The following is a 25643-nucleotide window of genomic DNA, read 5'->3' as shown; positions in this document are numbered from 1 at the left end:
GACGCGGAGCTTCACACCAGGCTTGACCCAATGCGCCGCGAGCACAGCCATGTGGTCACCGTGGCTCGAGTGTCAGCAGATGTGGTAAGGGTGAGTGTCGGCGAGTAGCAGAGGTCCAGCAACAATGACTTTGAGGCGAACCAGAGCTTACGGCACATCCGGCTTGGTTCTAGCGGTTTGCACTGTGTTTGCTTGGCAGAACGCCGCTGCCGCTCAAAATTGCGACGCAGCCGCGACGCCTGGCGTCAATTGGCAAGAGTGTGACAAGAAACTTCTCATCCTAGATGGACAGGACCTGAGCGGGGCGAACCTGTTCGGTGTTGATTTCACTTCGACCGACCTCAGGAACACCAATCTCCGTGCGGCAAATCTTGAGAAGGCAACTCTTGTGCGTGCTTCCTTGGCCGACTCGACCGCCAAAGGCGCCCGGTTCGACAGAATCGAGGCCTACAGGACCGACTTCAGCCGTATGGACGCGCAGGGCGCTGTGTTTGCGAGCGCTGAAATGCAGCGCTCGAATTTCCAGGACGCCAATCTGACCAATGTTGATTTCACAAAGGCGGAATTGGGTCGTGCGCAGTTCCATGACGCCGATATCAGCGGCAGCCGCTTTTCGTTTGCCAATCTCGCACGCGCGGACTTCCGAGGAGCGAGGTTCACCGCGCCGATAGACTTTGACCGCGCCTTTTTCTTTCTGACCCGTATCGAGGGCCTCGACCTTTCCAATTCGGCGGGTCTGTCCCAGTGGCAGCTCAACATGGCTTGCGGAGACGCGCGGACCGAGTTGCCTTCTGGCTTGACGAGGCCTGAAAATTGGCCCTGTCAATTCCAGCAGGAATAGTTGTCGGCAAGGAACTGCGGCAATGCTGCGCCGGAGAGGATTCGAACCTATAACTTTGTGCCGCGGGCATGCCCATTAAGGTCGAAGCCACCACCCGAGACGGCGAACTCCGGATATCCCTGTCTAATGCCGGAGAGCCCATTCCGCACGAGACAATGCAGGGGATCAGCATTAAGGAATATAATCCTCCCGTTGCGGCGAGCCCCTTCAACGGAAAATCGCCATGACTCGAAAGACCCTCGCCGACACTCTGTCCGCCCGCGAAACCATCTATTCAATTGTGCGCACCCGATGTGCTGCAAATCGACGAAACGTGACATCCAGGCGCTGATTGACAGGCTCGGCCATGACCACGGCTCGATGCATGACGACTTGGTCGGGCTCTTTGTCTGCTCAAATTGCAAGGCTGCCGGCCGTGACCGACCTTCTTCGCATGCATTCCTGACTACGAAGGCCATCAGCGGGCGCGCAATCGCGACTGGAAGCCAACTTTGGAACGAAGGGGCTGAAAGTGGCCGGCGCCGCTTGGGGGGCGTTGGGGTAGATTGCCTGTAGGCGCCGGCGGGGCGGATTGGGGTCCGCAGACGCGAATCCTGGGGGCTGCCCTGCGGTTTTTCCGGACACTCCGATTCCCAAGCAAAGTCAACAAAGGGGCGGCGGCATGGTGGCCGAGCTTCATCGTTTGCGGACGTTAGGAACGGAAAGGCCGCAACTCACAAAGCGAAACAATAACAGACGCTCAAGTGGGTATCTGGCGGAGAGAGCGGGATTCGAACCCGCGTTACGGTTTCCCGTAAACACACTTTCCAGGCGTGCGCCTTCAACCACTCGGCCACCTCTCCGTCTTTAGCATTTTCGACGCGGCCGGTTTCGCCGCGCGGGTTGGGGAGATGCATCTCCTTTGGGATTCCGGACCGGAATTCCGGCCGTGGGCGCCGTCGACCAGCGGATACCCTTTCCCCGCACCTGAGCTGTCAAAGCAACAGGCGCGGGGCTCATCTAGTCGATCCGGTGCCGAATGCCAAGACATAACGATAGTCTATTCGCTTTGCCGGATACGGATGCTCACCCCATGTTACCGGAGCACCCGTAGGGAGCCTATCGAAAGGGGCGGCCGAGGTGTGCTCGCCGTCCGGCGCGCCGCCGGTTCCGCCGAACCGGGGGTCGCGGGTTCAACTTCGCGTGTCGCGATTGCAGGCGAAGCAAGTAGATCCTATCTAACAGTCCGACACGACATTCTGATAATCTCCTGGGGAGGAAGGGTCTGGATGTTCCGCTTCATCTTTCGTCTCGCTGCAATGGTCGCGCTGTCGGTTTCGGTCATCATGGCCGTGCTCGATGCGACCCGCTCGGTGGCGGCTTCGGCGCTGGTGATGACCCCGCTTAATACCAGCTGGCTTGCGGTCTCGCCGGATACGCGCAGCGCCTTCGAAAGCTTCGTCCGCGACAAGGTCAATCCGCTGCTGTGGGATGGCGCCATCGCCTGGGTGCTCAGCCAGCCCGGCTTCGCCGTGTTCGCGGTGCTGGCGTTCATTCTTTACGCCATCGGCTACAGGCGGCAGCGCCCCAGCGGGCGGTTTGCCGCGACCTGACATTCCAGCTTTCCCGGACCCTGCGTTCGTGGACCGGGAAAAGCTCAACCAAGAAGAAAAGGAAACCGCACTATGTTTCTCAGCGACATGCTGAACAAGAAGCTCAACCTGCCGAAGCCCTCCGAGGCGCTGCCCGGCCGCGACCGGCCGATCCCGACTGCATCGAAGCACTTCGTCTCGAACAGGCCGCTCAAGGGTCCCTATCCCGAAGGGCTGGAGACGGCGATGTTCGGCCTGGGCTGCTTCTGGGGCGCCGAGCGCCTGTTCTGGCAGGTCGAGGGCGTCTGGGTCACGGCGGCCGGCTATGCCGGCGGCGTGACGCCCAATCCGACCTATCAGGAAACCTGCACCGGGCTCACCGGCCATGCCGAAGTCGTGCTCGTCGTCTACGATCCGAAGATCGTGTCCTATGCCGAGCTTTTGAAGCTGTTCTGGGAAAGTCACGACCCGACGCAAGGCATGCGCCAGGGCAATGATGTCGGCACCACTTACCGCTCGGCGATCTATACGTTCAATGACGCGCAGTACCAGGCTGCGATCGCCTCGCGCGATGCTTACGAGGCCTCGCTGCGCGGTGCCGGACGCGGCAAGATCACCACCGAGATCGCACCGGCGCCGGAATTCTACTTCGCCGAGGAAGACCACCAGCAATATCTGGCGAAGAACCCCTACGGCTATTGCGGCCTGCAGGGAACCGGCGTCTCCTGCGCCATTCCGGCCGCCGGCTCCGCCTGATTTTATGCCCCTGACGCAATGAATATGCTGTGGCGCCGCGTTGCGGCGCCATGCTTTTCCAAAGGGTCAAAATTCCACGTGAATTTTGTTTCGGGCCGTGCCAGATTGACCCGAAGCGGGAGGAAGACACTCCTGCCTGACGCCGCATGCCCGCCGGAGAACCGGGCCGGCATGCGGTGCATAATGGACAAATAACCGACAGGGGTGTGGATCACATGAAACGTATCGTTCTCGGCCTTATGGCCGCAGCTGCAATGGTTCTTCCGGCCTTCGCCGCGGACATTCAACCCGCGATCCTCTACGATCTCGGCGGCAAGTTCGACAAGTCGTTCAACGAGGCGTCCTTCCACGGCGCCGAAAAGTTCAAGACCGAGACCGGCATCCCCTATGTGGAATTCGAGGTCAGCAACGCCACCCAGCGCGAGCAGGCGCTGCGCCGTTTCGCCGAGGACGGCCGCAATCCGATCGTCATGGCGGGTTTTTCCTGGGCTGACGCGCTGGACAAGATCGCCACCGAGTTCCCCGACACCAAATTCGCCATCATCGACATGGTCGTGGACAAGCCCAATGTCCGCTCCCTGGTCTACAAGGAGCAGGAAGGCTCGTACCTCGTCGGCGTGATGGCGGCGATGGCTTCCAAGACCAAGAAGGTCGGCTTCGTCGGCGGCATGGACATTCCGCTGATCCGCAGGTTTGGCTGCGGCTATGTCGGCGGCGCCAAGGCGGCCGGCGCCACCGACGTCATCCAGAACATGACCGGCGATACGCCGGCAGCCTGGAACGATCCCGCCAAGGGCGGTGAGATCGCCAAGACGCAGATCGACCAGGGCGCCGACGTGATCTATGCTGCGGCTGGCGGCACCGGTGTCGGTGTGCTGCAGGCAGCGGCCGACGCCGGCAAGCTCGGCATCGGCGTCGATTCCAACCAGAACGGCCTGCAGCCCGGCAAGGTGCTGACCTCCATGGTCAAGCGCGTCGACGTTGCTGTCTACAACACCTTCATGGATGCCAAGAACGGCAAGTTCACAGCCGGCGTCAACGATCTCGGCCTCAAGGAAGGCGGCGTCGACTACGCGATGGACGACAACAACAAGGCGCTTGTCGACGATGCGATGAAAGCGGCGGTCGAAAAAGCCAAGGCCGACATCATCGCCGGCACCATCAAGGTGCATGACTACATGTCGGACAATGCCTGCCCGTATTGATTGATCGACATTGCAGACTGCCGAGCCGCCGGGTGAAAGCCCGGCGGTTTTACATTTCAGCCGCTCACCAGTGCGGCGGCTTGGTTACCGGCACGTCGGGTGCGGCTTGTTCCTCCAGCGCCAGGAAGCGCTCGGCCAGCGCGTCGAGCTTGCGCTGCATGCGCTCGATCACCTTCCACTGCTCGGCGATCTGGCCGGACAGTTCCTCGATCGTCTTCTCCTGCTCGGCGGCGCGGATTTCCAGCGTAGTCAGCCGGTCCTCGGGCATGGTCATTTGAAATCCTCGATCAGACGATTGTGCAGGCTGCGGCCACGTTGGAAATTGACAAGCATGGCGGGATTTGTCGAGAGTGAACCCTGCTCCGCCCAATTGGCACAGACCCAATTGGCACAGACTGGGCGTCATGCTAGGCGTTTGACCAAGCGGTAAAAAAATAACAGTGGGAACAGGCTGCATGGCGCAAGCCGCAATCGAGCTGATCGGCATCGACAAGAGCTTCGGCGCCGTGCGCGCCAACCGCGACATCAATCTGGAGATTATGCGCGGCACCATCCATGGCATCGTCGGCGAAAACGGCGCCGGCAAGTCGACGCTGATGTCGATCCTCTATGGTTTCTATCAGGCCGACTCCGGCGAAATCCGTGTCGGCGGCCAGCCGGCATCGATCAAGACGCCGAACGATGCGATCGCGCTCGGCATCGGCATGGTGCATCAGCATTTCATGCTGGTCGACAATTTCTCGGTGCTGGAAAACGTCATTCTCGGCGCCGAAAGCGATGCGCTGCTGAAGAAGAGCATCGCCAAGGCGCGTTCCGAGCTGGAGCGGCTAGAGCGCGAATACGGGCTCGAAGTCGATCCCGACGCCATCATCGAGGAATTGCCGGTCGGCCTGCAGCAACGCGTCGAAATCCTCAAGGCCCTCTATCGCGGCGCCGAGATCCTGATCCTCGACGAACCGACAGGCGTGCTGACGCCGGCCGAGGCCGACCATCTGTTCCGCATCCTCAGGCAGTTGAAGGAGCAGGGCAAGACGGTCGTGCTGATCACCCATAAGCTGCGCGAGATCATGGCGATCACCGACACGGTCTCGGTGATGCGCCAAGGCACGATGGTGGCGACACGCGAAACCAGGAAGACCACAGTCGAGGAGCTGGCCGAACTGATGGTCGGCCGGCGTGTGCTGCTGCGCGTCGAGAAGGGCGAGGCGAAGGCCGGCGGCGTCAAGCTCGCGGTCAAGAACCTGACGGTGAAGGATTCCCGCGGCGTCACCATGGTCGACGACGTCTCCTTCGACGTCCATGCCGGCGAGATCGTCGGCATTGCCGGCGTCGCCGGCAACGGGCAATCCGAACTGCTCGAGGCGATTTCCGGCATCAGGCACGCCGTGTCGGGCTCGGTCATGCTGGACGGCAAGCCGATCGACCTCACCGGCGCCGCCGATCCCGGTGAGTTGCGCGAGCGCGGCCTCGCCCATGTGCCGGAGGACCGCCATCACGTCGGCCTGGTGCTGGCCTTCGAGGAGAACGAGAATTCGATCCTCGGCTACCAGGACGACGAGCGCTATCTGAAGGGGCCGTTCCTCGACATCGACGCCATCCGTAACGATGCCAGGGACAAGATCGTCAAATACGACATCCGCCCGGCCGACTGCCGCCTCAAGACCGCCAATTTCTCCGGCGGCAACCAGCAGAAGATCGTGCTGGCGCGGGAAATGGAACAGGATCCCGGCGTGTTGATCGTCGGTCAGCCGACGCGCGGCGTCGATGTCGGCGCCATCGAATTCATCCACAAGCGCCTCATCGCCATGCGCGACCAGGGCAAGGCGGTGCTGGTGGTTTCGGTCGAGCTCGACGAGATCCGCTCGCTTTCCGACCGCATTCTGGTGATGTTTGCCGGCCGCATCGTCGGCGAGCGCGGCCCCGACGCAACCGAGGGCGAGCTCGGCCTGCTGATGGCCGGCGTCGAGCACCGGGAGGCCGCCGAGTGAGCACTCCCTATGCCAAGCTGCCGGCCTGGGCCGATTACGTGCTGATCCCACTGATCAATCTGTTCGTCGCCTTCGTCGTTGCCGGCTTCGTCGTCATATTGGTCGGCGAGAACCCGCTGCGCGCAGCGGTCGTCCTGGTCGAGGGTGCATTCGGTCGCGGCCAAGGCATCGCGTTCACGCTTTTCTATGCCACCACCTTCATCTTCAGCGGGCTTTCGGTGGCGGTTGCGGCGCATTGCGGCCTGTTCAACATCGGTGGCGAGGGCCAGGGCTATATCGCCGGTCTCGGCATCGGCATCGTTTGCCTGGCCTTCGACAGCGTGCTGCCCTGGTGGCTGACCTTCCCGATTGCCATTATCGCCGCCGCGGCAATGGGCGCGCTGTGGGCGCTGATCCCGGCCTATCTGCAGGCCAAACGCGGCTCGCACATCGTCATCACCACCATCATGTTCAATTTCATCGCCGCCAGCGTCATGGTCTATGCGCTGGTGGGCATGCTGAAGCCGCCCGGCTCGATGGCGCCGCAGACGCGCACCTTCCTCGAAGGCGCACAATTGCCGAAGCTCAACTGGGTCATCGAATTGTTCGGCGCCAAGATCCGCTCGGCGCCGTTCAACGTCAGCTCGCTGCTGGCATTGGCAATGGCCTTTTTGGTGTGGGCCCTGATCTGGCGCACCAAGCTCGGCTACGAGATGCGCACCTATGGCCACAGCCCGAAAGCGGCGCGCTATGCCGGCATTTCGGAGATACGCATCATCATCATCGCGATGATGATCTCGGGCGCACTGGCCGGCATGATGGCGCTCAACCCGACGATGGGCGACCAGCACAATGTCGCGCTCGAATTCGTTTCGGGCGCCGGTTTCGTCGGCATCGCGGTGGCGCTGATGGGCCGCCTGCACCCGGTCGGCATCGTGCTGGCGGCGATCCTGTTCGGCATGCTCTACCAGGGCGGCGCCGAGCTCGCCTTCGAGATGCCGGCGATCAGCCGCGACATGATCGTCATCATCCAGGGCCTCGTCATCCTGTTCGCCGGCGCGCTCGAGCATATGTTCCGGCCCTACGTCCAGGCGCTGTTCGCCTCGCTCAGCCCGAGATCGGTCGGCATGGAAGCGGTCAAGGGGAAGGGCGCCTGAGATGGATTTCTTCAACGCCATCGTGCAGGTCCTGGACTCGACCATCCGCCTGTCGGTCCCCTTGCTGCTCGCCTGCCTCGCCGGCCTCTATTCGGAGCGCGCCGGCGTCTTCGACATCGGGCTCGAGGGCAAGATGCTGGTCGGCGCCTTCGCCGGTGCGGCCGCCGCCTCGGTCTTCCACTCGGCCTATCTGGGCCTCGGCATGGCCATCCTCATCTCGGTTGCCTTCGCGCTGATCCACGGCTTTGCCTCGATCACCCATCGTGGCAACCAGATCGTTTCCGGCGTCGCGATCAATTTCATTGCCGCCGGATCGACGATCATGCTCGGCCAGGCCTGGTTCCAGCAAGGCGGGCGCACGCCGGCGCTGGCCGCGGGCGAACGGTTCGAAGCAATCATCTGGCCGGGCGCGGATGCGCTCAGGAGCGTGCCGATCCTCGGGCCGATCTATTCGGAACTCATCTCCGGCCACTCCGTGCTGGTCTATCTCGCCTTCCTGGCCGTGCCGTTCACCTGGTGGGTGCTGTTTCGCACCCGCTTCGGCTTGCGCCTACGTGCCGTCGGCGAGAACCCGGCCGCGGTCGATACCGCCGGCATATCCGTCGCCTGGCTGCGCTACCGGGCGCTGATCTGCACCGGCGTGCTCACCGGCATTGCCGGCGCCTATCTGTCGATGGTGCAGAATGGCGGCTTCGTGAAGGACATGACCGCCGGCAAGGGCTACATCGCGCTGGCCGCGCTGATCTTCGCCAAATGGAAACCGGTCAACGCCATGTTTGCCTGCCTGCTGTTCGGCTTCCTCGACGCGGCGTCGATCCGCCTGCAAGGCACGCCGCTGCCGCTGATCGGCAAGGTGCCGGTGCAATTCATGCAGGCGCTGCCCTATGTGCTGACCGTCATCCTGCTTGCCGGCTTCATCGGCAAGGCAATCCCGCCGCGCGCCGGCGGCGTGCCTTATGTCAAGGAACGCTGATTTATCATGGCTCATGATCTGTTCCAAGCGGCGAAAGCCGCCATGGCCAAGGCCTATGCGCCTTATTCGAAATTTCCGGTCGGCGCGGCGTTGCGCACCGAGGACGGCCGTGTCTTTGCCGGCGCCAATGTCGAGATCGCGTCCTATCCAGAGGGCTGGTGCGCCGAAACCACCGCGCTCGGCCACTACATCATGGGCGGCGGCGGCAAGATCACGGAAGTCGCCGTGATCGCCGAACGCGTGGCAAAATGCTCGCCTTGCGGCGGTTGCCGGCAGCGGCTGGCGGAATTCTGCCGGCCGGAAACGAAGTTCTATCTCTGCGATGATAGCGGCGTGGTCGAGACCGTGACCATGGGCGAGTTGTTGCCATACGGGTTTGAAGGCGATGTGCTGAAATGAAGGAAGCGCTCGATCACCTGGTCGAAAGGCTGGACGGGCTGGCGCCGACCACCGCCTTGGTGCTGGGGTCAGGGCTTGGCGGGCTTGTCGACCAGGTCGAGGATGCGGTGCGCATCTCCTACGCCGACTTGCCGGGGTTTCCCCGAAGCGGCGTCAGCGGCCATGCCGGCGAGGTGGTGGCCGGGCGCTTTGCCGGCACGCCGGTGCTGATGCTGTCCGGCCGGGCGCATTATTACGAGCACGGCAACGCGGCGGCGATGCGGCCGGCACTCGAGGTGCTCGCCGGCCTCGGCATCTCCAGGCTGATCCTCACCAACGCCGCCGGTTCGGTCGATCCCGGGATGGGTCCGGGCTCGGTGATGCTGATCACCGACCACATCAATTTCTCGGGCTCCAACCCGCTGATCGGCGAGCCGAGCGACCGCCGTTTTGTCGGCCTGACCGAAGCCTATGACGCCGGTCTCCGCTCCGCCATCGAGCAGGCGGCGAAGGCCACCGGTACCACGCTGCACAAGGGCGTCTATATGTGGTTCTCCGGCCCATGCTTCGAGACGCCGGCCGAGATCCGCATGGCGCGTGTCATGGGCGCCAACGCGGTCGGCATGTCGACAGTGCCGGAGGTCATTCTCGCCCGCTTCCTCGGGCTGCGCGTCGCCGCCTGTTCTGTCGTCACCAACCTTGCCGCTGGCATGACAGGAGCCGAGCTGTCGCACCAGGAGACCAAGGACATGGCGCCGGTCGGCGGCGCGCGGCTGGCGACCATTCTGCAGCGAGTTTTTCAGGACGGGCTTCCGGAGCACAGGGTCGACGCCTGATGCTTCCCCAGGAAATCATCCGCCGCAAGCGCGACGGCCAGAAGCTCTCGGCTGAGGAGACAGCGTTCTTCATCGAGGGCCTGACCGCCGGCACCGTTACCGACGCGCAGGTCGGCGCCTTCGCCATGGCGGTTTTCTTCAACGGCATGAGCCGCGACGAGGCGGTGGCGCTGACAATGGCGATGCGCGATTCCGGCGATGTGCTCGACTGGTCGCATCTGCCCGGCCCGGTCACCGACAAGCATTCGACGGGCGGCGTCGGCGACAATGTCTCCTTGATGCTGGCGCCGATCGTCGCTGCCTGCGGCGCCTATGTGCCGATGATTTCCGGCAGGGGTCTGGGCCATACCGGCGGCACGCTGGACAAGATGGATGCGATCCCCGGTTATATCAGCCAGCCGGATGTTGCGCGCTTCCGCAAGACCGTGCTCGAAACCGGCTGCGCCATCATCGGCCAGACCGCCGATCTGGCACCCGCCGACGCCAGGCTCTACGCCATCCGCGATGTGACGGGAACGGTGGAATCAGTGCCGCTGATCACCGCCTCGATCCTGTCGAAGAAGCTGGCCGCCGGCCTCAATTCGCTGGTGCTGGACGTCAAGGTCGGCAACGGCGCCTTCATGGAGAAATCGCGCGACGCAACCACCCTGGCCAATAGCCTGGTTGAGGTCGCCAATGGCGCCGGCCTGAAGGCCTCGGCGTTGGTCACCGGCATGAACGAACCGCTGGCGTCCGCCGCCGGCAATGCGGTCGAGGTGCGCAACGCCGTCGATTTTCTCACCGGCCGCTTTCGCGACCGGCGGCTCGAGGACGTGACGCTGGCGCTGGCCGCCGAGATGCTGCAATCGGCAGGCCTGGTGTCGTCCAACCAGGACGGCCTGCGCCGCGCCGCCGAGACGCTGGCCGGCGGTCGCGCCGCTGCCATTTTCGCGCGCATGGTGGCGGCACTTGGCGGTCCGGCCGACTTTGTCGACAATCCCGAAAAATATCTGCCGAAGGCGGCAACGGAATTCGCTGTCAAAGCGAGCGCGAACGGCTTTGTCACCGGCATCGCGACCCGCGAGATCGGGCTTGCCGTGGTCGGGCTTGGCGGCGGGCGGACGCGGCCCGACGACAGGATCGATCACGCCGTCGGCATCACCAGGCTGTTGCCGGTCGGCGCGGAAGTGCAGGCCGGCGAAGCGCTGGCGCTGGTCCATGCCCGCAATACTGGGGATGCCGAAGCGGCCGCGGCCGCCGTGCTTTCGGCCTATACGATCGGGACTTCCAAACCGGCCACGGAGAAAACCGTCATCCGGCGGATCCTGCCGCGCGGGTAGAGCCATTCCGATGGTATCGGATGGGCTCTATCTTTCTTTGGACCATGATCTTGTCCGAAAACCGGTCCCCACTTTTTCGGGATCACGGTCTACTGAACCAGCAGCAGCGTGCCGTTTTCGACCTGGTATTTTTCGAGCCGCTGCAGAAAGCTCATGCCGATCAGGTTGGTGTGCAGCGCCCTGTCGTCGAGCACGACGGCCTCGACGCCCTCGACGGTGATCTTGCCGATCTGCAGGCGGTCGATCGTCACCACGGCGGCCTTGATCGCACCGTTGGCGGTATTGACCTGATGGCTGAAGTCCGTCGAATTGAGCGAGATGCCGATCCGGCGCGCAGTCGAGGTGTTGATGGCGACGAGCGTCGCGCCGGTATCGATCATGCCGTCGATCTGGCGGCCGTTCAACTTGAAGACGGACATGAAATGCCCGCGCGCGTCCGCGGTGACGACGACCTTGCGGCCGAGCGGCTGCGGCGTTGCCGGCCTGTCCAAGACGGCGGCGAGATTCAAGTCGGCTTGGGTGTCGTCGGCCGGCCTGGCTCCGATGGCGGACTTCAACAGCCGCTCAATCGTCTGCGGATTCGACTGATAGACGATCGGCAGCGAAGCCGACGTTCCGGCAAACACGCCAAGGATGAGGAGCTTGCGCAGCATGGACCGGCCTTTGTGGTCGCCGATCCTTAGTCCGACATGGTGTTCGCCGCTTTAACGAATGCGGAAACCAGCCGTTTGCGTAAACAATCGGTAAACGGATCTACTTGGTGCCGTACATGCGGTCGCCGGCGTCGCCAAGGCCGGGCATGATGTAGCCCTTCTCGTTGAGTTGGCGGTCGATGGAAGCGGTGAAGACCGGAACATCGGGATGCGCCTGGGTAAATCGCTCGAGGCCCTCTGGTGCCGCCAACAGGCAGAGAAAGCGGATGTTGGTAGCACCGCGGCCTTTCAGCTTGTCGATCGCGGCGATCGCCGAATTGGCGGTCGCCAGCATCGGGTCGACGACGATCACCAGCCGGTCGGCGAGGTCGCCCGGCGCCTTGAAGAAATACTCGACCGCTTCCAGCGTCTCGTGGTCACGGTAGAGGCCGATATGGGCGACACGCGCCGCCGGCACCAGATCGAGCAGGCCCTCGAGCAAGCCGTTGCCGGCGCGCAGCACCGAGGCGAAGACCAGTTTCTTGCCCTCCAGCGTCGGCGCCTCCATCGTCTCGATTGGCGTCTCGATCGTCGTTGTGGTCAGTTCGAGGTTGCGGGTGACCTCGTAGCCGAGCAGCAGCGAGATCTCGCGCAGCAGCCGCCGGAAGCCGGCCGTCGAGGTTTCCTTCTTGCGCATGATGGTCAGCTTGTGCTGGACAAGCGGATGGTCGACGACGGTGACGCCCTTCATGGTGTTCTCCAACTGCGCAGGTGAATAGTGAATGGTGAATGGTGAATAGTGAATAGTGAACTGGTTTGCGAGTCCTTGGTTGCGCTGAAAAAACTCGCGGTTGACGAACCGAAGCGCGGGCGATCCATTCACCATTCACCTGCCCTTGGCGCCGAGCCTCGCCAGCAGCGCCGCCCTGGTCTTCCTGTCGACGAAAGCTGCCTCGATGGCCGTCCTGGTGACGGCGGTGAGCGCCTTGTCGTCCATGGCAAAATGCTCGGCGGCGATGTCGTATTCGCGTTTCAGCGAGGTCCAGAAATAGGGTGGGTCGTCGGAGTTGAGCGTCACCTTGCAGCCGGCCGCCCGCAACGCAGGGAAGGGATGGTCGGCGAAGCTGTCGAAGACTTTCAGGGCGATGTTGGAGCCGGGGCAGCATTCGAGCACGACGCCTTCGTCGGCAATGCGCCGCACGAGATCGGGGTTCTCGATGGCGCGCACGCCGTGGCCGATGCGAGACGGGCGGATGAGGTCGAGTGCCGCTTCGACGCTCTCCCAGCCCATCAATTCGCCGGCATGGACGGTGATGCCGAGGCCGGCCTCGCGGGCGATCTCGAAGGCCCTGACATAATCTTCCAGATCGCCTATCCGCTCGTCGCCGGCGACGCCGAAGCCAGTGACCAGCGGATGCCCGCTGCGGGCGGCGAAACGAGCCGCCCGCTCGATCGATTCGACGCCGAAATTGCGCACGCCGGTGACGATCATACGGCCTTCGATGGCGGTCTTCGCCTTGGCGCGTGCCATGCCTTCGCCGAGCGCGTCGGTATAAGCCTTCGGCGACAGCCCGGCCTTGCTGGCATGATCGGGCGAGGTGAAAACCTCGGAATAGATGGCGCCGTCGCGGGCAAGGCTGGTCAGGTAATGATCGGCCAGCCGCGCATAGTCTTCTTCGGTGCGGAACAGGTCGGAGGAGAAGTCGTAGGCGGCGAGGAAAGAGGTGAAATCGTGCCAGACGAAGGAGCCGTCCTGGATGTAGGGCGAGGCATCCTTGCCGTATTTCTCAGCCTGGCGGAGGACGAGTTCAGGCGCCGCTGCCCCTTCGATGTGGCAGTGCAGTTCTGCTTTCAAAGGCATTCGATTATCCCGTCAGGCTTTTTCTTATGACGCAAGTTCCTGTCGGAAAACCGTGTGACACTTTTCCGGAACCTGCTTCGAAGCGCGGCCGAACACCGCGCCTTAAACAATAGCGCCCGCACCAGTGATCGGCTATGGTCCCGCCGATTTTATGGCGGATCAAAACGATGTCGGTTGAAAGAACCACTGCTGCGGGCGGCATGGAAACCTCCTATGGTTTCAAGCGGGTAGGGCCAGGCGACAAGCAGTCCCTGGTCAATGATGTTTTCCACAAGGTGGCGAACCGCTACGACCTGATGAACGACCTGATGTCGGCCGGGCTGCATCGGTTGTGGAAGGACGCCATGGTCGCCTGGCTCAATCCTCCGAAGCGGCCGGGCTGGAGCGTTCTCGACGTTGCAGGCGGCACCGGCGATGTCGCCTTCCGCATCGTCGAGGCGAGCGGCAGGCACGCTCATGCAACGGTTCTCGATATCAATGGCTCGATGCTCGCCGTCGGCCGCGACCGGGCCGAGAAAAAGGGCCTGTCGGCAAATACCGATTTCGTCGAAGCCAATGCCGAGGAACTGCCTTTTGCCGACGCTACTTTCGATGCCTACACCATCGCTTTCGGCATCCGCAACGTGCCGCGCATCGATGTGGCGCTTGCCGAAGCGTATCGCGTGCTGAAGCCTGGCGGGCGTTTTCTCTGCCTTGAATTTTCCGAGGTCGAGATGCCGCTGCTCGACAACGTCTATGAAGCATGGTCGTTCAACGCCATCCCGCGGATCGGCAAGGTGGTGACCGGCGATGGCGAGCCCTATTCCTACCTGGTCGAATCGATCCGCAAATTTCCCAATCAGCAGAATTTCGCGGCGATGATCTCGCGCGCGGGTTTTGACCGCGCCTCATTCCGCAATTATTCCGGCGGCATCGCCGCGCTTCATTCGGGCTGGAAGCTTTGAGGCTGGCCCGCATTTTCATAGCCCGACGTGCCTTTCGCCAGTTCAGGAAACCGGCAGGGCAAACCCAGCCATGAGCAGCATCGGCGCTGGTTTCAGGCTCGTGCGGGCCGGCTGGGTGCTTGTGCGCGAGGGCGTCATCGCGGCTTTGCCCGGTGACGAGCTCTTCGGCTTGCCGAAATTCGGCTGGCGCATGGCCCGTCTATTCACCCGCCGTCGCGCGCTTGCCTATGAGCGCGGCGACAGGCTGGCCAAGGCGGTCGTGCGGCTCGGCCCGTCCTATGTCAAGCTCGGCCAGTTCCTGGCGACACGGCCGGACGTCGTCGGCAACGATATCGCGCTTGATCTCGCCATGCTGCAGGACAAGATGCAGACCTTTCCCAAGGCCGAGGCCGTCGCGGCGATAGAAGCCTCGCTCGGCCGCAAGGTCGGCGAGCTCTACGTCAGTTTCGGCGAGGCGGTCGCCGCCGCCTCGATCGCCCAGGTCCATACCGCCGAAACCCTGCACGACGGCGTCGTTAGCCGAGTGGCGGTGAAGGTCATCCGGCCGGGCGTACGCCGCCGCTTCTTTCGCGATCTTGAGAGCTATTTCCTCGCCGCCCGGCTGCAGGAAAAGTACATTCCGTCATCGCGCCGGCTGCGGCCGGTCGAAGTGACCGAGACGCTGGCCCAGACCACCAAGATCGAAATGGATTTGAGGCTGGAGGCGGCGGCTTTTTCGGAGCTCGGCGAGAACACCAAGGACGATCCCGGCTTTCGCGTGCCGTCGGTCGACTGGGAGCGCACCGGTCGTGACGTGCTGACCATGGAATGGGTCGACGGCATCAAGTTGAACGATATTGCCGGCCTCGCCGCCGCCGGCCACGACCTGAAGGCGATTGCCGCCAACCTGGTCCAGTCGTTCCTGCGCCATACGCTGCGTGACGGTTTCTTCCATGCCGACATGCATCCGGGCAACCTGTTCGTCGAGGCCGATGGCACCATCGTCGCCGTCGATCTCGGCATTGCCGGCCGGCTCGGCAGGAAGGAGCGCCGCTTCCTCGCCGAAATCCTCTATGGCTTCATCACGCGCGATTACCAGCGCGTCGCCGAGGTGCATTTCGAGGCCGGCTACGTGCCGCGCCAGCACAATGTCGCAGCTTTCGCCCAGGCGATCCGGGCGATCGGCGAACCGATCCACGGCCAGCCGGCCGAGACCATCTCGATGGCCAAGCTGCTGACCCTGCTGTTCGAGGTGACCGACCTCTTCGACATGGCGACGCGATCCGAGCTGGTGCTGCTGCAGAAGACCATGGTCGTTGTCGAGGGCGTCGCCCGCACCCTCGACCCGGCCTTCAACATGTGGAAGACGTCGGAACCTGTGGTCAGCGGCTGGATTGCGCGCAATCTCGGCCCGCGCGCTTTGCTGGCCGATGCGCGCGACGGCGCCAACGCGCTGCTGGCGCTGGCCCGCCAGGCGCCGGACCTCGCCGCCCGCACCGAGCGGCTGTCGCGTGAGATCGACCTGATGGCCGAACACGGCCTGCGCTTCGACGAAAGGACCGCGCACGCGATCGGCAAGGCCGAGGCGCGCTACACCCGCTCCGGCCGGCTGGCGCTGTGGGTAATCGCATTGACGCTGGTGTACATCGCCTGGAAGCTGCTCTAACGCCTTGTTGTCGATTGATTGCATTGCTATCATTGCCTTCGGCAATTTCGGATAAAGTGCAATCACATGGCCAGCATCACGATCCGCAACCTTGATGACGAGGTCAAGGATATGCTGCGCCGATCGGCTGCGGAGAATGGCCGGTCAATGGAAGACCAGGCGCGGGTCATGATCCGCGCAGCGGTCGAAGGTCAACTCGGTTCGTCCGGCCGCATCGACCAGATCGAGAAAACGTTGCGCGAACTGACAAGCTTGCAGAATCCTGCAGCTCCGGTGGTCGCGGTCCCCAGCCAGGTCGTGCGAGGTGTCCTCTCCGGCAAGCGCATCCTGCTGATCATCGGCGGAGGCATCGCTGCCTACAAGGCGCTCGATCTGATCCGCCGGCTGCGCGAGCGCGGTGCTTCGGTGCGCGTGGTGATGACAGCCGCGGCGCAGGAATTCGTCACCACGCTGTCGGCCGGAGCACTGTCCGCCGACCACGTCTTCACCGAGCTGTTCGACCGGCAGGACGAGCACGACATCGGCCACATCAGGCTGTCGCGCGAGGCCGACCTTGTGGTCGTGGCGCCGGCCACCGCCGACCTGATGGCAAAGCTCGCCAACGGCCACGCCAACGACCTTGCCTCGACGGTGCTCATCGCCACCGACAAGCAGGTGTTGATGGCGCCGGCGATGAATCCGAAAATGTGGGCACACCCGGCGGTCCGCCGCAACCGTGCGATGCTGGGTAAGGACGGCGTCGCATTCGTCGGCCCGGCGAAAGGCGAGATGGCCGAAAGCAACGAGGCGGGCGAGGGCCGCATGGCCGAGCCGCTGGAGATTGTCACCGCGGTCGAGGCGCTGCTGGACAGCTGGCCAAAGCCGCTGGCGGGAAGAAAGATCATCGTTACTTCCGGACCAACGCATGAACCGATCGATCCGGTGCGCTACATCGCCAACCGCTCGTCGGGCAAGCAGGGTCACGCCATCGCGGCGGCGCTGGCCAGGCTCGGCGCCGACGTGCGTCTCGTCTCCGGTCCGGTCGGCATTGCCGATCCGGTCGGCGTCGCCACGCTGCACGTCGAAACCGCCGTCGAGATGAAGGACGCGGTCGAGCAGCTGCTGCCGGCCGACGCGGCGGTGTTCGTCGCGGCTGTTGCCGACTGGCGTACTCAAAGTTCGGCAGGGGAAAAGATCAAGAAGGCGGCGGGCGAGGGACCGCCGGCGCTGCAAATGGTGGAAAATCCCGATATTCTTGCCGATGTCGGGCATCACAAAAAGCGGCCGATGCTGGTGGTCGGTTTCGCTGCGGAGACGCAGGACCTGGTCAGGAACGCCCAGGCCAAGCTTGCGAAAAAGGGTGCCGATCTTATCGTTGCCAATGACGTCTCGCATGAAGGCGGTTCTCCGGGCGTGATGGGCGGCGACCGCAACAAGGTGCGGATCGTCTCGAAGGCCGGCGTCGAGGAATGGCCGGAGATGAGCAAGGACGAGGTGGCGACGCGGCTCGCCGCACTGATCGCCGGCCGGCTGAAGACGGTGGTGGTTTAGTCAATCTCCCCCACGGAGATTGGCAGCTTCGCCGGCTTCGTGTCGCTCGCCCCCGAAATCCGCAAGGCGGCAAGGCATCCCAGGATGCCGAGCGGCACGAATGCGAGGAACAGCCAGGTAGCGACGTTTGCCGCGGCCTCGCGGTTCAGGCCTTCGGAAAAGCCGCTGGCGTTGGCGACGATGCCCGTCAGTGCCGCACCCACGGCATAACCGATGCGCTGCATGGTCGGCACAGCGGCCGAGGCGATCGTGTGCTCGCCTTCCCGCGCCGATGCCACGACGACACGCGTGACGAACGGCCAGGCAATGCCGAAACCGCCGCCTTGCAGCAAAGCGCAAAGCAGGATCAACGGGATCGAGCCCGCCGGCACCGTATAGGCGAAACCGGCGACGCCCGTGGCGATCATCAGCGCGCCGCCGACGATAATCAGCCGTTCGCGCTCCGGCGGCGCATTGGCGACGAGGATCGACAGGATCGACCAGGCGATCGATTCGGCGGCGATGATGTAGCCGGTGGTGAGGATCGGAATACCGTGCAGGCTGGTCAGGAGCAGCGGTCCGTAGACCGCGAACGAACAGGTCGCCATCGAGAACGCCGCAACCATGGTCATGCCCGCGCCGACCGGCGAGCGCCATGAAAACAGCCGCGACGGGAACAGGCGCGAGCGCGGCTTCAGTGCGTCGATATAGATAAACAGCGCCAGGCCGATCAGGCCGAGGGTGAGCAGCAGCGACGAGCGCAGCAGGGCGATGTCGACGCCGGCGGTGGCGATCAGCACGACGCTGACGGCAAGGCAGCCAAGTGCTGCAAAGGGGAAGGGCGGCGCCGAGCCGCCCGTCGTCTGCGGCCTTATTGCTTCAGGCGTATCGAGCACGAGGAAGCTTGCCAGCGCCATGGCCGTGCCGCCGAGGGTGAAGACGCCGAAGGCCCAGCGCCAGGACAGCAATTCGGTCATGACCGCGCCGAGCACCGGCCCGCTGAAGGCGGCGACACCCCAGATCGCCGACATGACGCCGAAAAGCTGCGGCCAGATCGCGCGGGCAAACAGCCGCTCGACCGAGACGAAGGCCAGCGACACCAGCGCGCCACCGCCGAGCCCTTCGATCAGGCGGCCGCAGAGGAACAGCGGCATCGAAGGCGCGGTGGCGCAGACCAGCGCGCCGGCGGCATAGAGCATTGCTGCGACCATCATGTTGGTGCGCAGCGCGACATAGCTCACCAGCCGTCCGGCGGCCGCACCGGCAACGATGGCGCCGAGCTCGTAGATCGCCAGCGACCAGCCGACCAGCTGCACGCCGGCGAGTTCGCCGACCATGGCCGGCATGATCGTTGCCACCATCGTTTCGTTGGTGGCGTGCAGCAGGATGCCGAGGCTGATAAAGCAGAAGCGCGCGAGGTCGCCGCTCGCCCACAGCGCGCGCCAGTCGACCCTGTTTTTGCTTGTTTTGATCATCCAGTCCCCCAAGCTTTTTTAGACGCTGGTCTAAAGTATTCGAGCGTTCTTCACGTCCAAATGAGCGCATGCCGCAGTATGGGAGGACTTCTAGAACCTCAACCGTAGTTGAGATCAAGCGGTTTTGATCGCCGTTGGTGGGGCGGATGTCAAATTTGTGCGATGGGGGACAATCACGAGGCGTTGAGATTTCTGGTTGGACCGAAGACAAGCAAAATTGGATCGTCGCAATCTTCGGTTACAGTAACTGCATGGATCCTGGGATCCATGCCGTTACCTTGGAGCGCTGCAACTTTGAACATCAGGGCGGCCCATTCTCTGCGGAGTGGGCCTGCCGGAATCCATGAACTTTCGGCAGCTATTCGCAGGTCGACACCTACGCTGCCCCGCCGCTCGGGAGCCGCGCTACGCCGTTATTTGAACGAGTGGATCAGGTCCAGCGAAGTGACGGCGACCGCCAGGTTGACGCCGGTCTGTGCCTGGACGCTGAGCGGCTGCAGCGAAAAGGCGCTGTCGAGGCCGCCGACCAGGAGATTGGCGCCGCCACCGGTGACCACGCTGGCCTCGGCATTCACGCCATAGTAGCTGCCGGCAAGGTCGCCTTCATCGTGGTTGCGGGTCGCCGCCAGAACCGCCCATACCAGTTGGCCCTGATGCGTCCGGCCGACATCGACGCCGAGCTTGGAAATCACCCCGGTATAGACTTCGGAGGGGCCGCCACGATGCGGACGAAAGACACAGGAAACACCCTTGTTGGAGGTGACGAGATAGGCCGTGCCGCCATCGATGGTGCAGTCGAGCACGCCGAGCTGGAGCTTGCTGGCGCTGGCGGGAGCGACAACCGCGGTCGTCGCGAGAGCAGCGGCACAGGCGAGTTTCTTGATCATGGCAGGGTCCTTTCGAAATTGCCTTGTACAAACGGCTGAGCACGCCGAGCGTTCCGCCGAAAACTTGGCGCCAGCAAGGCGAAGCTAAACGCAGGGTTGTCGGAGTGCGGAAACGGAGGCCCGATAAACCGGCCCGATCAGCCGGCGCTGGTGCGGGCCAGGCCGTCCTTGGCCGGCTGGTAGGTCGGATTGAGGTGCACGGCCTCGCGGTAGGACTTCGCGGCCCTGACCTTGTCGCCGCGCCGTTCGTAGATCAGCGCCTGGTTGGACCACGCCTCGGCGTTCTTGCCGTCGAGCTTGATGGCCATGTTGAAGTCGGCGAAGGCATTGTCCTCGTCGTTCATGGCAAGGTAGGAGAGGCCGCGTCCGTTGTAGGGCTCGGAGGCGTCCGGCGCCAGCGAAATGGCGGTCGAGAAATCCTCGATGGCAAAGGCATGCTGGCCCTGGCTCTGGTAGATCAGGCCGCGATTGTGATAGGCGCGCGCGTCGGTCGTGTCGAGCTGAATGGCCTTCTGGAAATCGTTGAAGGCTTCCTGGACCCGGCCCGCCCTGCGGTAGAGATTGCCGCGGCCGATATAGGCGGCGTCATAATTGGAATTGATCTGGATCGAGCGGTTGTAGTCGGCCAGCGCGCTCGCCTGGTCACCGAGGAAGCGCTGGATGAGCGCGCGATTTGAATAGGCCTGGTAGAAATTCGGATTGAGCTGGATGGCGGTGTCGAAGTCCTTCAGCGCCGCCTGGTACTGGCCGCCGCGGCCATAGGCCGAGCCGCGCACATTGTAGGCTTCCGGATCCTGAGGGTTGCGCTGGATCACCGCCGACAGCGAGGAGATGTTCTCGCTCGAGGCTTGCGCCTTGTCGATGTTGTTGAACTCGCCGGTCGGAACGCTCTGGCAGCTGGCAAGCGCCATCCCGGAAAGCAGGGCTGCCGTCAGGGCGAGGCCGCGCCACGCGGTTCTGCGCTCTACGGTGATTGCGTCCATGTCTGCCCTGTCCTTACTGCGCCGTCTGGTCCGTTCCCCCTCCGAACCGGCATCTCTCCCAACCGGTCCTCTCGGACCGGGTCGAACTCACAACAAAAAGGTGGCGGCGATTCCGCATCGCGCCACCTTGGCTATCCTTGGAAAAGGACGAAAAATTGACGTCAGAACCGCGGCGGACGCGGAGCACCGGCACCGGCAGCACCGGCCGCGACCGGACGCGGCGTCATCGGCAGCAGGCCTTCGCGCTGGGCGCGCTTGCGGGCCAGCTTGCGGGCACGGCGGACGGCTTCCGCCTTTTCACGAGCGCGCTTCTCGGAGGGCTTCTCGTAATGTCCGCGCATCTTCATTTCGCGGAAGATGCCTTCGCGCTGCATCTTTTTCTTGAGCGCGCGAAGCGCCTGATCAACATTGTTGTCGCGAACGAGTACCTGCACGTGCAATCCTGTCTTTCGGTTTGAAATCAATAGGCAAGCGGCCATAGCCGCAAGCCTCCGCGGCGCGTTACACCACGAATTGGGGCGGCTGATAGCAGAATCAAGGGGCGCTGTCCACAGCCGATTGAGAGGCGGCGCCGATCCCGAGACGAAAAACCCGCCTCGGCGGCGGGTCTTCGGTGTAAATCAGTACCATACCCAAATTAGTAGCATAGCTGCCGGCACAAAGCAAGAACAAAATCCGCCTTGGGGTCAAATAGCGCAGCTACGCCGTGGCCAGATGCAACTGCTCGAAACCCTCGAAGAACTCGCCGTAGTCGCAGGTTATCTCCTCGCCGGTGGCGATGTCGCGGGTCGCGGTGGCCCCGCCATATTGCGAAAAGTCGGTGTTCGGCTTGTCGGCGTGGTTCATGAAGCGGCCATTGTCGACCTCATAAACCATGAAGCCCGGCCGGTCCGGACTGGGATAGGCATATCTGTCGAGCAATTCCTTGAGGTGCGGCGGCGCCGTCTCGTATCTTTCCATCGGGATCAGCCGGTCGAAGTCCGGATCGAGCCGCCAGATCTGCGCGCCTTTGCGGACCGGCTCGGCAGCGAACACGCCGACGCCTTCGATTGCGCTTGCGGCTATATAGGTTCTGATCAGCAGCATGTTTCCAATCCGTCTTCGAGGAGAAGACGGAATCGTCAAATCGCCGGAAAAAGCAAGACCGGTTTTTCCGACATTGGCTTGCGCGCCCAATGCGCCGGCCGCGAAACGCTTCACGTCCGGGTGATCGAGACGCCGCCGTCGGCGAACAGTGCCGTGCCGGTGGTGAAGCTCGATGCATCGGAGGCGAGATAAAGCGCCGAGCGGGCGATCTCCTCTGGCTCGGCGACGCGCTTCAAGGCATGCAGGTTTTCGACGAAGGCTCGCGATTCAGGTGTCTTGAACGTTGCCGAAGGCGTGTCGGTGCCGCCCGGCAGCAGCGCGTTGACTCGAATGCCCTTGGCGCCAAATTCGGCAGCCAGCACCTGCGTCAATCCGATCAGACCGGCCTTGCTCGCGGCATAGCTGGTCATGCCGGGCATGCCGACCGTGTAGCCGACGAAGGTCGAGGTGAAGATCAGCGAGCCGCCGCCGCGCTCGACCATCGCCGGCACCTGATATTTCGCGCCAAGGAATGCGCTGGTCAGGTTGGTGTCCAACGTCTCTCGCCAGCTCTCCAATGAGAGGTCCGAAATCGGACCCATCTCGCCGACCGAGCCGGCATTGTTGAAGGCGATATCCAGCCCGCCGAAGTTCTCGACCGCCAGCTCGACCAGGGCTTTCGCGTAGGCTTCGTCACGGACATCGCCGGCAAGCGCAATGGCCGTGCCCTCGGCGTCCGCGATTTCGGCAACCAGCGTATCGAGTTCCGCCTGGCGACGGGCGGCGACGACCACCTTGGCGCCTTCCTCGGCAAACAGCTTGGCCGTGGCGCGGCCGATGCCGGAACTGGCGCCGGTAGCGATGGCGACTTTGTCGGTAAGTGCGAACATCTTCTGCATCCTTTTTTCGCGCCAGCTTTGCCGGCAGTTGGGATGCTTGGTCGCAGATCGAGGCGGCGCGAGCCACCCGATACGTGCGAAGGCATCTGCGAAGATTTCTTGACGCGGGATGGACACCGGGCTACCAAGTCGCCATTCAACTTTGCGGGTGGACGCGCCACCCATTCCAATGACCCCCCAAGACATAATGAGCAAGTTGTTGGCCCCCGGCTTCGAGGGCGACAGCGAGTTGACGTTCGCTCTTCAATCGGAACTTGGCAAAGGCTTTCCGATCGAAAATCTCCGGCCGCTGCTGACATCCGACAACCTTCATACGCAGGCCGCGGCCGCGTACTTGGTGGCCGAAGCCAATTCCAAAATGAGTTACAAGATGAATTGCGTTGTTGCGGAGATCGCCGATCTGCTCGACAGCGAAATTGTGGGGATCAGGGTCGACGCAATCGAGGCGCTTCTGGGATGCACGACGCCAGCCGATGGCGCCATTCTCGGCCGCGTAATGCTGCGCCTGGACGACGAACATGCCGGTGTGCGGTGGAGAGTCGTCCAGTTCATCTGCCTTGCGGAGCGCTGGCAGCTAAGGCTTGCGGTGGAAAATGCCGCTACCCTGCGTCCGGACTCGGCTTTCAAGGCACTGGTCAATGCTTATGGTCAATATAACATGCCGAGTCCCAAGGACCTGCCACGGTTACTCGCGCATCCGGATGCGGTGTTGCGGCGCTTTGCTGCGGCAGTGGCTATCAGGCCGCGCCAGGTGATCGTCGAGTGCTTCGTGGCCATGGTGGAGCAGTCGGACGATGCGGAAATTCGTAAGATCGCAGCCGATTGCCGTGAGGGTTATTTGCGGCCGACCTATGCAATCGGGCCGTCCATCCTGAAGCGTGCTCCGGCTGAACCGTCAAAAGACAAAGCTCTGAACAGCGGCCGTTAAAGGCGCGGCGCAAAACGGCAAGCGCCGTCGCAAACAGTGCAAGGCTGGCAGCGCGGTTTCGCTAGTGATACAGCTCGCGCGCCGGGGTTGGCTGATCTGCCCGGCCGCCATTTGCGAGGCCTGCAACGTTGAAGAAATACTCGGTATTCGCCATCGCCCGCGAGGCCATGCGCGGTCATAGGGGCTGGGAGGAACAGTGGTCCTCGCCGGAGCCGAAAAAGGAGTATGACGTCGTCATCGTCGGCGCCGGCGGCCATGGGCTGGCCACAGCCTATTATCTCGCGACGGTGCACGGCATCACCAACGTTGCGGTTTTGGAAAAAGGCTGGCTCGGCGGCGGCAATACCGGCCGCAACACCACGATCATCCGCTCGAACTATCTCTATGACGAGAGCGCCGGCATCTACGACCATGCGCTGAAGCTGTGGGACGGGCTCAGCCAGGAGCTCAATTACAACGTCATGTACTCGCCGCGCGGCGTCATGATGCTCGCCCACAACATCCACGACATCCAGGTGCTGAAGCGGCACGTCCACGCTAACCGGCTGAACGGCATCGACAATGAATGGCTGACGCCGGAGCAGGCCAAGGAATTCTGCCCGCCGCTCAACATTTCGCGCGATGCGCGCTACCCGGTTATGGGTGCTGCCCTGCAGCGCCGCGGTGGCACGGCGCGCCACGATGCCGTCGCCTGGGGCTACGCGCGCGGCGCTTCGGCGCGCGGCGTCCACATCATCCAGAATTGCGAGGTCACCGGCGTCAAGCGGGCGCCGAACGGCGCGGTAACCGGCGTCGAGACGACGCGCGGCTTTATTGGCGCCAGGAAGGTCGGCGTGGTCGCCGCCGGCCACTCATCGGTGATCATGAACATGGCCGGCGTGCGTATGCCGCTGGAAAGCTATCCGCTGCAGGCGCTGGTGTCGGAGCCGGTCAAGCCGGTGGTGCCTTGCGTGGTGATGTCGAACACCGTGCATGCCTATATCTCGCAGTCCGACAAGGGCGAGCTGGTCATCGGCGCCGGCACCGACCAGTATGTCTCCTATTCGCAGACCGGCGGGCTGCACATTTTGCAGCATACGCTCGACGCGATCTGCGAGATGTTCCCGATCTTCACGCGCATGAAGATGCTGCGCTCGTGGGGCGGCATCGTCGACGTGACGCCCGACCGTTCGCCGATCCTGGCCAAGACGCCGGTGCCCGGCCTCTATGTCAATTGCGGCTGGGGTACGGGCGGCTTCAAAGCGACGCCGGGTTCGGGCCATGTCTTTGCCCATACGATCGCCAGGGACGATCCGCACCCGATCAACGCGCCCTTCACCATAGAGCGCTTCCGCACCGGCCGGCTGATCGACGAGGCGGCGGCGGCGGCGGTGGCGCACTGATGATGACCGAGATGGCCGTCGCCATGCCGCTGATGCTCGCCGGCGAGCAAGGCCTGTTCCATTTTCCGTCACCGGAAGAGGTGCGCACCCAGCCGATCAGTCGCGCCGGGAACGAGGCCGGCTGGCCGTTTTCCATCGACGACGGCATGCTGACCTGCGTCTGGAGCGGCGGGCGAAAGATCGTCTTCTTCTTCGAGGCCCGTCCTTCCGATCTGGATCCGGACGAGCCTTTCCAGCCGCGCGGCGTCATCGTCACCACCGACCCGGTCCAGCTGACCATCGGCAACATGGCAAATCGCGCGCTGTTTCGCCCTGCGGCAAGCATCGAGGAGCGCATCCGGCTCGTCGCGCCCTTCGTGACCTTGGGCCAGAGGCTTTGCGACCAACCGGCCGGCGCCCGCGTCGGCCACGGCGAATTGTAGGACCAACC

26 protein-coding genes and 1 tRNA gene are annotated in these 25643 nt (G+C 63.4%); 16 read left to right on the top strand and 11 right to left on the bottom strand.

Annotated features, from left to right (window positions below):
- The first annotated feature begins 124 nt into the window (after positions 1–124).
- Positions 125–841, top strand: a complete 717-nt coding sequence (locus tag AC0L2Y_RS19140) for a pentapeptide repeat-containing protein (RefSeq protein WP_352488673.1) — start codon at positions 125–127, stop codon at positions 839–841.
- Between the two features lie 752 nt (positions 842–1593).
- Here the strand turns inward: AC0L2Y_RS19140 and AC0L2Y_RS19135 are convergent.
- A tRNA-Ser gene (locus tag AC0L2Y_RS19135) sits at positions 1594–1683 on the bottom strand.
- A gap of 426 nt (positions 1684–2109) precedes the next feature.
- Between AC0L2Y_RS19135 and AC0L2Y_RS19130 the strand changes: the two genes are divergently transcribed.
- The 3 genes from AC0L2Y_RS19130 to AC0L2Y_RS19120 all read left to right on the top strand — a co-directional run bounded on the left by AC0L2Y_RS19130 (position 2110) and on the right by AC0L2Y_RS19120 (position 4373).
- Entirely contained in the window at positions 2110–2433 is a 324-nt protein-coding gene (locus AC0L2Y_RS19130; RefSeq protein WP_352488674.1) for a hypothetical protein, read from the top strand.
- A gap of 72 nt (positions 2434–2505) precedes the next feature.
- Positions 2506–3168, top strand: a complete 663-nt coding sequence (gene msrA / locus AC0L2Y_RS19125) for a peptide-methionine (S)-S-oxide reductase MsrA (protein WP_473558655.1) — start codon at positions 2506–2508, stop codon at positions 3166–3168.
- A gap of 215 nt (positions 3169–3383) precedes the next feature.
- Positions 3384–4373: a BMP family lipoprotein gene (locus AC0L2Y_RS19120; protein WP_473558653.1), complete on the top strand. Its 990-nt coding sequence runs from the start codon at positions 3384–3386 to the stop codon at positions 4371–4373.
- Between the two features lie 64 nt (positions 4374–4437).
- Here the strand turns inward: AC0L2Y_RS19120 and AC0L2Y_RS19115 are convergent, their stop codons facing one another.
- Positions 4438–4647, bottom strand: coding sequence for a SlyX family protein (locus tag AC0L2Y_RS19115; RefSeq protein ID WP_031211352.1), 210 nt, complete (start codon positions 4645–4647; stop codon positions 4438–4440).
- Between the two features lie 181 nt (positions 4648–4828).
- Between AC0L2Y_RS19115 and AC0L2Y_RS19110 the strand changes: the two genes are divergently transcribed.
- The 6 genes from AC0L2Y_RS19110 to deoA are packed head-to-tail and all read left to right on the top strand — an operon-like array spanning position 4829 to position 11003.
- Positions 4829–6361, top strand: a complete 1533-nt coding sequence (locus AC0L2Y_RS19110) for an ABC transporter ATP-binding protein (protein WP_352488677.1) — start codon at positions 4829–4831, stop codon at positions 6359–6361.
- Positions 6358–7497, top strand: a complete 1140-nt coding sequence (locus AC0L2Y_RS19105; protein ID WP_473558651.1) for an ABC transporter permease — start codon at positions 6358–6360, stop codon at positions 7495–7497. The genes AC0L2Y_RS19110 and AC0L2Y_RS19105 overlap by 4 nt, the downstream gene beginning before the upstream one ends.
- A 1-nt stretch (position 7498) precedes the next feature.
- On the top strand, positions 7499–8470 hold the full coding sequence (locus tag AC0L2Y_RS19100; RefSeq protein WP_352516902.1) for an ABC transporter permease: 972 nt from the start codon (positions 7499–7501) through the stop codon (positions 8468–8470).
- Between the two features lie 6 nt (positions 8471–8476).
- On the top strand, positions 8477–8869 hold the full coding sequence (gene cdd, locus AC0L2Y_RS19095) for a cytidine deaminase (RefSeq protein WP_473558648.1): 393 nt from the start codon (positions 8477–8479) through the stop codon (positions 8867–8869).
- Positions 8866–9684 (top strand): purine-nucleoside phosphorylase, encoded by an 819-nt coding sequence (locus AC0L2Y_RS19090; protein WP_473558646.1) that lies wholly within the window; start codon positions 8866–8868, stop codon positions 9682–9684. Before cdd ends, AC0L2Y_RS19090 begins: the two co-directional genes overlap by 4 nt.
- Positions 9684–11003, top strand: coding sequence for a thymidine phosphorylase (deoA, locus tag AC0L2Y_RS19085; RefSeq protein ID WP_473558645.1), 1320 nt, complete (start codon positions 9684–9686; stop codon positions 11001–11003). Before AC0L2Y_RS19090 ends, deoA begins: the two co-directional genes overlap by 1 nt.
- Positions 11004–11092: 89 nt before the next feature.
- On the opposite strand, the gene AC0L2Y_RS19080 is transcribed toward deoA, so the two are convergent.
- From AC0L2Y_RS19080 to AC0L2Y_RS19070, 3 genes are all read right to left on the bottom strand, one after another.
- Entirely contained in the window at positions 11093–11656 is a 564-nt protein-coding gene (locus AC0L2Y_RS19080) for a TIGR02281 family clan AA aspartic protease (protein WP_473558642.1), read from the bottom strand.
- A 100-nt stretch (positions 11657–11756) separates the two neighbouring features.
- Positions 11757–12386 (bottom strand): uracil phosphoribosyltransferase, encoded by a 630-nt coding sequence (gene upp, locus AC0L2Y_RS19075; protein WP_023675320.1) that lies wholly within the window; start codon positions 12384–12386, stop codon positions 11757–11759.
- Between the two features lie 135 nt (positions 12387–12521).
- Complete coding sequence (locus tag AC0L2Y_RS19070; protein ID WP_473558641.1) at positions 12522–13496, bottom strand: adenosine deaminase; 975 nt, start codon at positions 13494–13496, stop codon at positions 12522–12524.
- A gap of 167 nt (positions 13497–13663) precedes the next feature.
- Between AC0L2Y_RS19070 and ubiE the strand changes: the two genes are divergently transcribed.
- From ubiE to coaBC, 3 genes are all read left to right on the top strand, one after another.
- Entirely contained in the window at positions 13664–14440 is a 777-nt protein-coding gene (gene ubiE, locus AC0L2Y_RS19065) for a bifunctional demethylmenaquinone methyltransferase/2-methoxy-6-polyprenyl-1,4-benzoquinol methylase UbiE (RefSeq protein WP_473558640.1), read from the top strand.
- A 70-nt stretch (positions 14441–14510) separates the two neighbouring features.
- Positions 14511–16085: a 2-polyprenylphenol 6-hydroxylase gene (gene ubiB, locus AC0L2Y_RS19060; RefSeq protein WP_473558638.1), complete on the top strand. Its 1575-nt coding sequence runs from the start codon at positions 14511–14513 to the stop codon at positions 16083–16085.
- A 66-nt stretch (positions 16086–16151) separates the two neighbouring features.
- Positions 16152–17615 carry a bifunctional phosphopantothenoylcysteine decarboxylase/phosphopantothenate--cysteine ligase CoaBC gene (gene coaBC / locus AC0L2Y_RS19055; protein ID WP_473558636.1) on the top strand — a complete coding sequence of 488 codons (1464 nt, stop codon included), beginning with the start codon at positions 16152–16154 and terminating at the stop codon, positions 17613–17615.
- Here the strand turns inward: coaBC and AC0L2Y_RS19050 are convergent.
- The 6 genes from AC0L2Y_RS19050 to AC0L2Y_RS19025 all read right to left on the bottom strand — a co-directional run bounded on the left by AC0L2Y_RS19050 (position 17612) and on the right by AC0L2Y_RS19025 (position 22894).
- The gene (locus tag AC0L2Y_RS19050) at positions 17612–19069 is read right to left on the bottom strand and encodes an MFS transporter (protein ID WP_473558633.1); all 1458 of its coding nucleotides are present in this window, start codon (positions 19067–19069) and stop codon (positions 17612–17614) included. The two genes, coaBC and AC0L2Y_RS19050, sit on opposite strands and share 4 nt — an antisense overlap.
- Before the next feature lie 413 nt (positions 19070–19482).
- Positions 19483–19956 (bottom strand): DUF992 domain-containing protein, encoded by a 474-nt coding sequence (locus AC0L2Y_RS19045; RefSeq protein WP_352665584.1) that lies wholly within the window; start codon positions 19954–19956, stop codon positions 19483–19485.
- 137 nt (positions 19957–20093) lie between these two features.
- Positions 20094–20939 carry a tetratricopeptide repeat protein gene (locus tag AC0L2Y_RS19040; RefSeq protein WP_352465901.1) on the bottom strand — a complete coding sequence of 282 codons (846 nt, stop codon included), beginning with the start codon at positions 20937–20939 and terminating at the stop codon, positions 20094–20096.
- Positions 20940–21100: 161 nt separating this feature from the next.
- The gene (rpsU, locus tag AC0L2Y_RS19035; protein WP_023675331.1) at positions 21101–21373 is read right to left on the bottom strand and encodes a 30S ribosomal protein S21; all 273 of its coding nucleotides are present in this window, start codon (positions 21371–21373) and stop codon (positions 21101–21103) included.
- Positions 21374–21638: 265 nt separating this feature from the next.
- The gene (locus tag AC0L2Y_RS19030; protein WP_473558629.1) at positions 21639–22025 is read right to left on the bottom strand and encodes an SET domain-containing protein; all 387 of its coding nucleotides are present in this window, start codon (positions 22023–22025) and stop codon (positions 21639–21641) included.
- 110 nt (positions 22026–22135) lie between these two features.
- Positions 22136–22894 (bottom strand): SDR family oxidoreductase, encoded by a 759-nt coding sequence (locus tag AC0L2Y_RS19025; RefSeq protein ID WP_473558722.1) that lies wholly within the window; start codon positions 22892–22894, stop codon positions 22136–22138.
- Positions 22895–23090: 196 nt separating this feature from the next.
- Here AC0L2Y_RS19025 and AC0L2Y_RS19020 point away from each other — a divergent pair, with 196 nt between their 5' ends.
- The 3 genes from AC0L2Y_RS19020 (at position 23091) to AC0L2Y_RS19010 (ending at position 25635) form a co-directional block, all read left to right on the top strand.
- A complete protein-coding gene (locus AC0L2Y_RS19020) occupies positions 23091–23831 on the top strand; it encodes a hypothetical protein (RefSeq protein ID WP_473558626.1) in 741 nt (246 codons plus the stop codon).
- A 128-nt stretch (positions 23832–23959) separates the two neighbouring features.
- On the top strand, positions 23960–25213 hold the full coding sequence (locus AC0L2Y_RS19015) for a sarcosine oxidase subunit beta (RefSeq protein WP_352709259.1): 1254 nt from the start codon (positions 23960–23962) through the stop codon (positions 25211–25213).
- Positions 25213–25635: a hypothetical protein gene (locus tag AC0L2Y_RS19010; protein WP_473558623.1), complete on the top strand. Its 423-nt coding sequence runs from the start codon at positions 25213–25215 to the stop codon at positions 25633–25635. Before AC0L2Y_RS19015 ends, AC0L2Y_RS19010 begins: the two co-directional genes overlap by 1 nt.
- The last annotated feature ends 8 nt before the right edge of the window (positions 25636–25643 follow it).

The sequence above is a fragment of the Mesorhizobium sp. WSM4830 genome (genome assembly GCF_055811495.1).
Note: the sequence above shows the minus strand (reverse complement) of the source record. Positions and strands in the feature narration are given on the sequence as shown.

Coding starts and splice junctions, on each gene's coding strand:
- AC0L2Y_RS19140 (WP_352488673.1), top strand. CDS start 125: ATGACTTTGAGGCGAACCAGAGCTTACGGCACATCCGGCTTGGTTCTA.
- AC0L2Y_RS19130 (WP_352488674.1), top strand. CDS start 2,110: ATGTTCCGCTTCATCTTTCGTCTCGCTGCAATGGTCGCGCTGTCGGTT.
- msrA (WP_473558655.1), top strand. CDS start 2,506: ATGTTTCTCAGCGACATGCTGAACAAGAAGCTCAACCTGCCGAAGCCC.
- AC0L2Y_RS19120 (WP_473558653.1), top strand. CDS start 3,384: ATGAAACGTATCGTTCTCGGCCTTATGGCCGCAGCTGCAATGGTTCTT.
- AC0L2Y_RS19115 (WP_031211352.1), bottom strand. CDS start 4,647: ATGACCATGCCCGAGGACCGGCTGACTACGCTGGAAATCCGCGCCGCC.
- AC0L2Y_RS19110 (WP_352488677.1), top strand. CDS start 4,829: ATGGCGCAAGCCGCAATCGAGCTGATCGGCATCGACAAGAGCTTCGGC.
- AC0L2Y_RS19100 (WP_352516902.1), top strand. CDS start 7,499: ATGGATTTCTTCAACGCCATCGTGCAGGTCCTGGACTCGACCATCCGC.
- cdd (WP_473558648.1), top strand. CDS start 8,477: ATGGCTCATGATCTGTTCCAAGCGGCGAAAGCCGCCATGGCCAAGGCC.
- AC0L2Y_RS19090 (WP_473558646.1), top strand. CDS start 8,866: ATGAAGGAAGCGCTCGATCACCTGGTCGAAAGGCTGGACGGGCTGGCG.
- deoA (WP_473558645.1), top strand. CDS start 9,684: ATGCTTCCCCAGGAAATCATCCGCCGCAAGCGCGACGGCCAGAAGCTC.
- AC0L2Y_RS19080 (WP_473558642.1), bottom strand. CDS start 11,656: ATGCTGCGCAAGCTCCTCATCCTTGGCGTGTTTGCCGGAACGTCGGCT.
- upp (WP_023675320.1), bottom strand. CDS start 12,386: ATGAAGGGCGTCACCGTCGTCGACCATCCGCTTGTCCAGCACAAGCTG.
- AC0L2Y_RS19070 (WP_473558641.1), bottom strand. CDS start 13,496: ATGCCTTTGAAAGCAGAACTGCACTGCCACATCGAAGGGGCAGCGGCG.
- ubiE (WP_473558640.1), top strand. CDS start 13,664: ATGTCGGTTGAAAGAACCACTGCTGCGGGCGGCATGGAAACCTCCTAT.
- ubiB (WP_473558638.1), top strand. CDS start 14,511: ATGAGCAGCATCGGCGCTGGTTTCAGGCTCGTGCGGGCCGGCTGGGTG.
- coaBC (WP_473558636.1), top strand. CDS start 16,152: ATGGCCAGCATCACGATCCGCAACCTTGATGACGAGGTCAAGGATATG.
- AC0L2Y_RS19050 (WP_473558633.1), bottom strand. CDS start 19,069: ATGATCAAAACAAGCAAAAACAGGGTCGACTGGCGCGCGCTGTGGGCG.
- AC0L2Y_RS19045 (WP_352665584.1), bottom strand. CDS start 19,956: ATGATCAAGAAACTCGCCTGTGCCGCTGCTCTCGCGACGACCGCGGTT.
- AC0L2Y_RS19040 (WP_352465901.1), bottom strand. CDS start 20,939: ATGGACGCAATCACCGTAGAGCGCAGAACCGCGTGGCGCGGCCTCGCC.
- AC0L2Y_RS19030 (WP_473558629.1), bottom strand. CDS start 22,025: ATGCTGCTGATCAGAACCTATATAGCCGCAAGCGCAATCGAAGGCGTC.
- AC0L2Y_RS19025 (WP_473558722.1), bottom strand. CDS start 22,894: ATGTTCGCACTTACCGACAAAGTCGCCATCGCTACCGGCGCCAGTTCC.
- AC0L2Y_RS19020 (WP_473558626.1), top strand. CDS start 23,091: ATGAGCAAGTTGTTGGCCCCCGGCTTCGAGGGCGACAGCGAGTTGACG.
- AC0L2Y_RS19010 (WP_473558623.1), top strand. CDS start 25,213: ATGATGACCGAGATGGCCGTCGCCATGCCGCTGATGCTCGCCGGCGAG.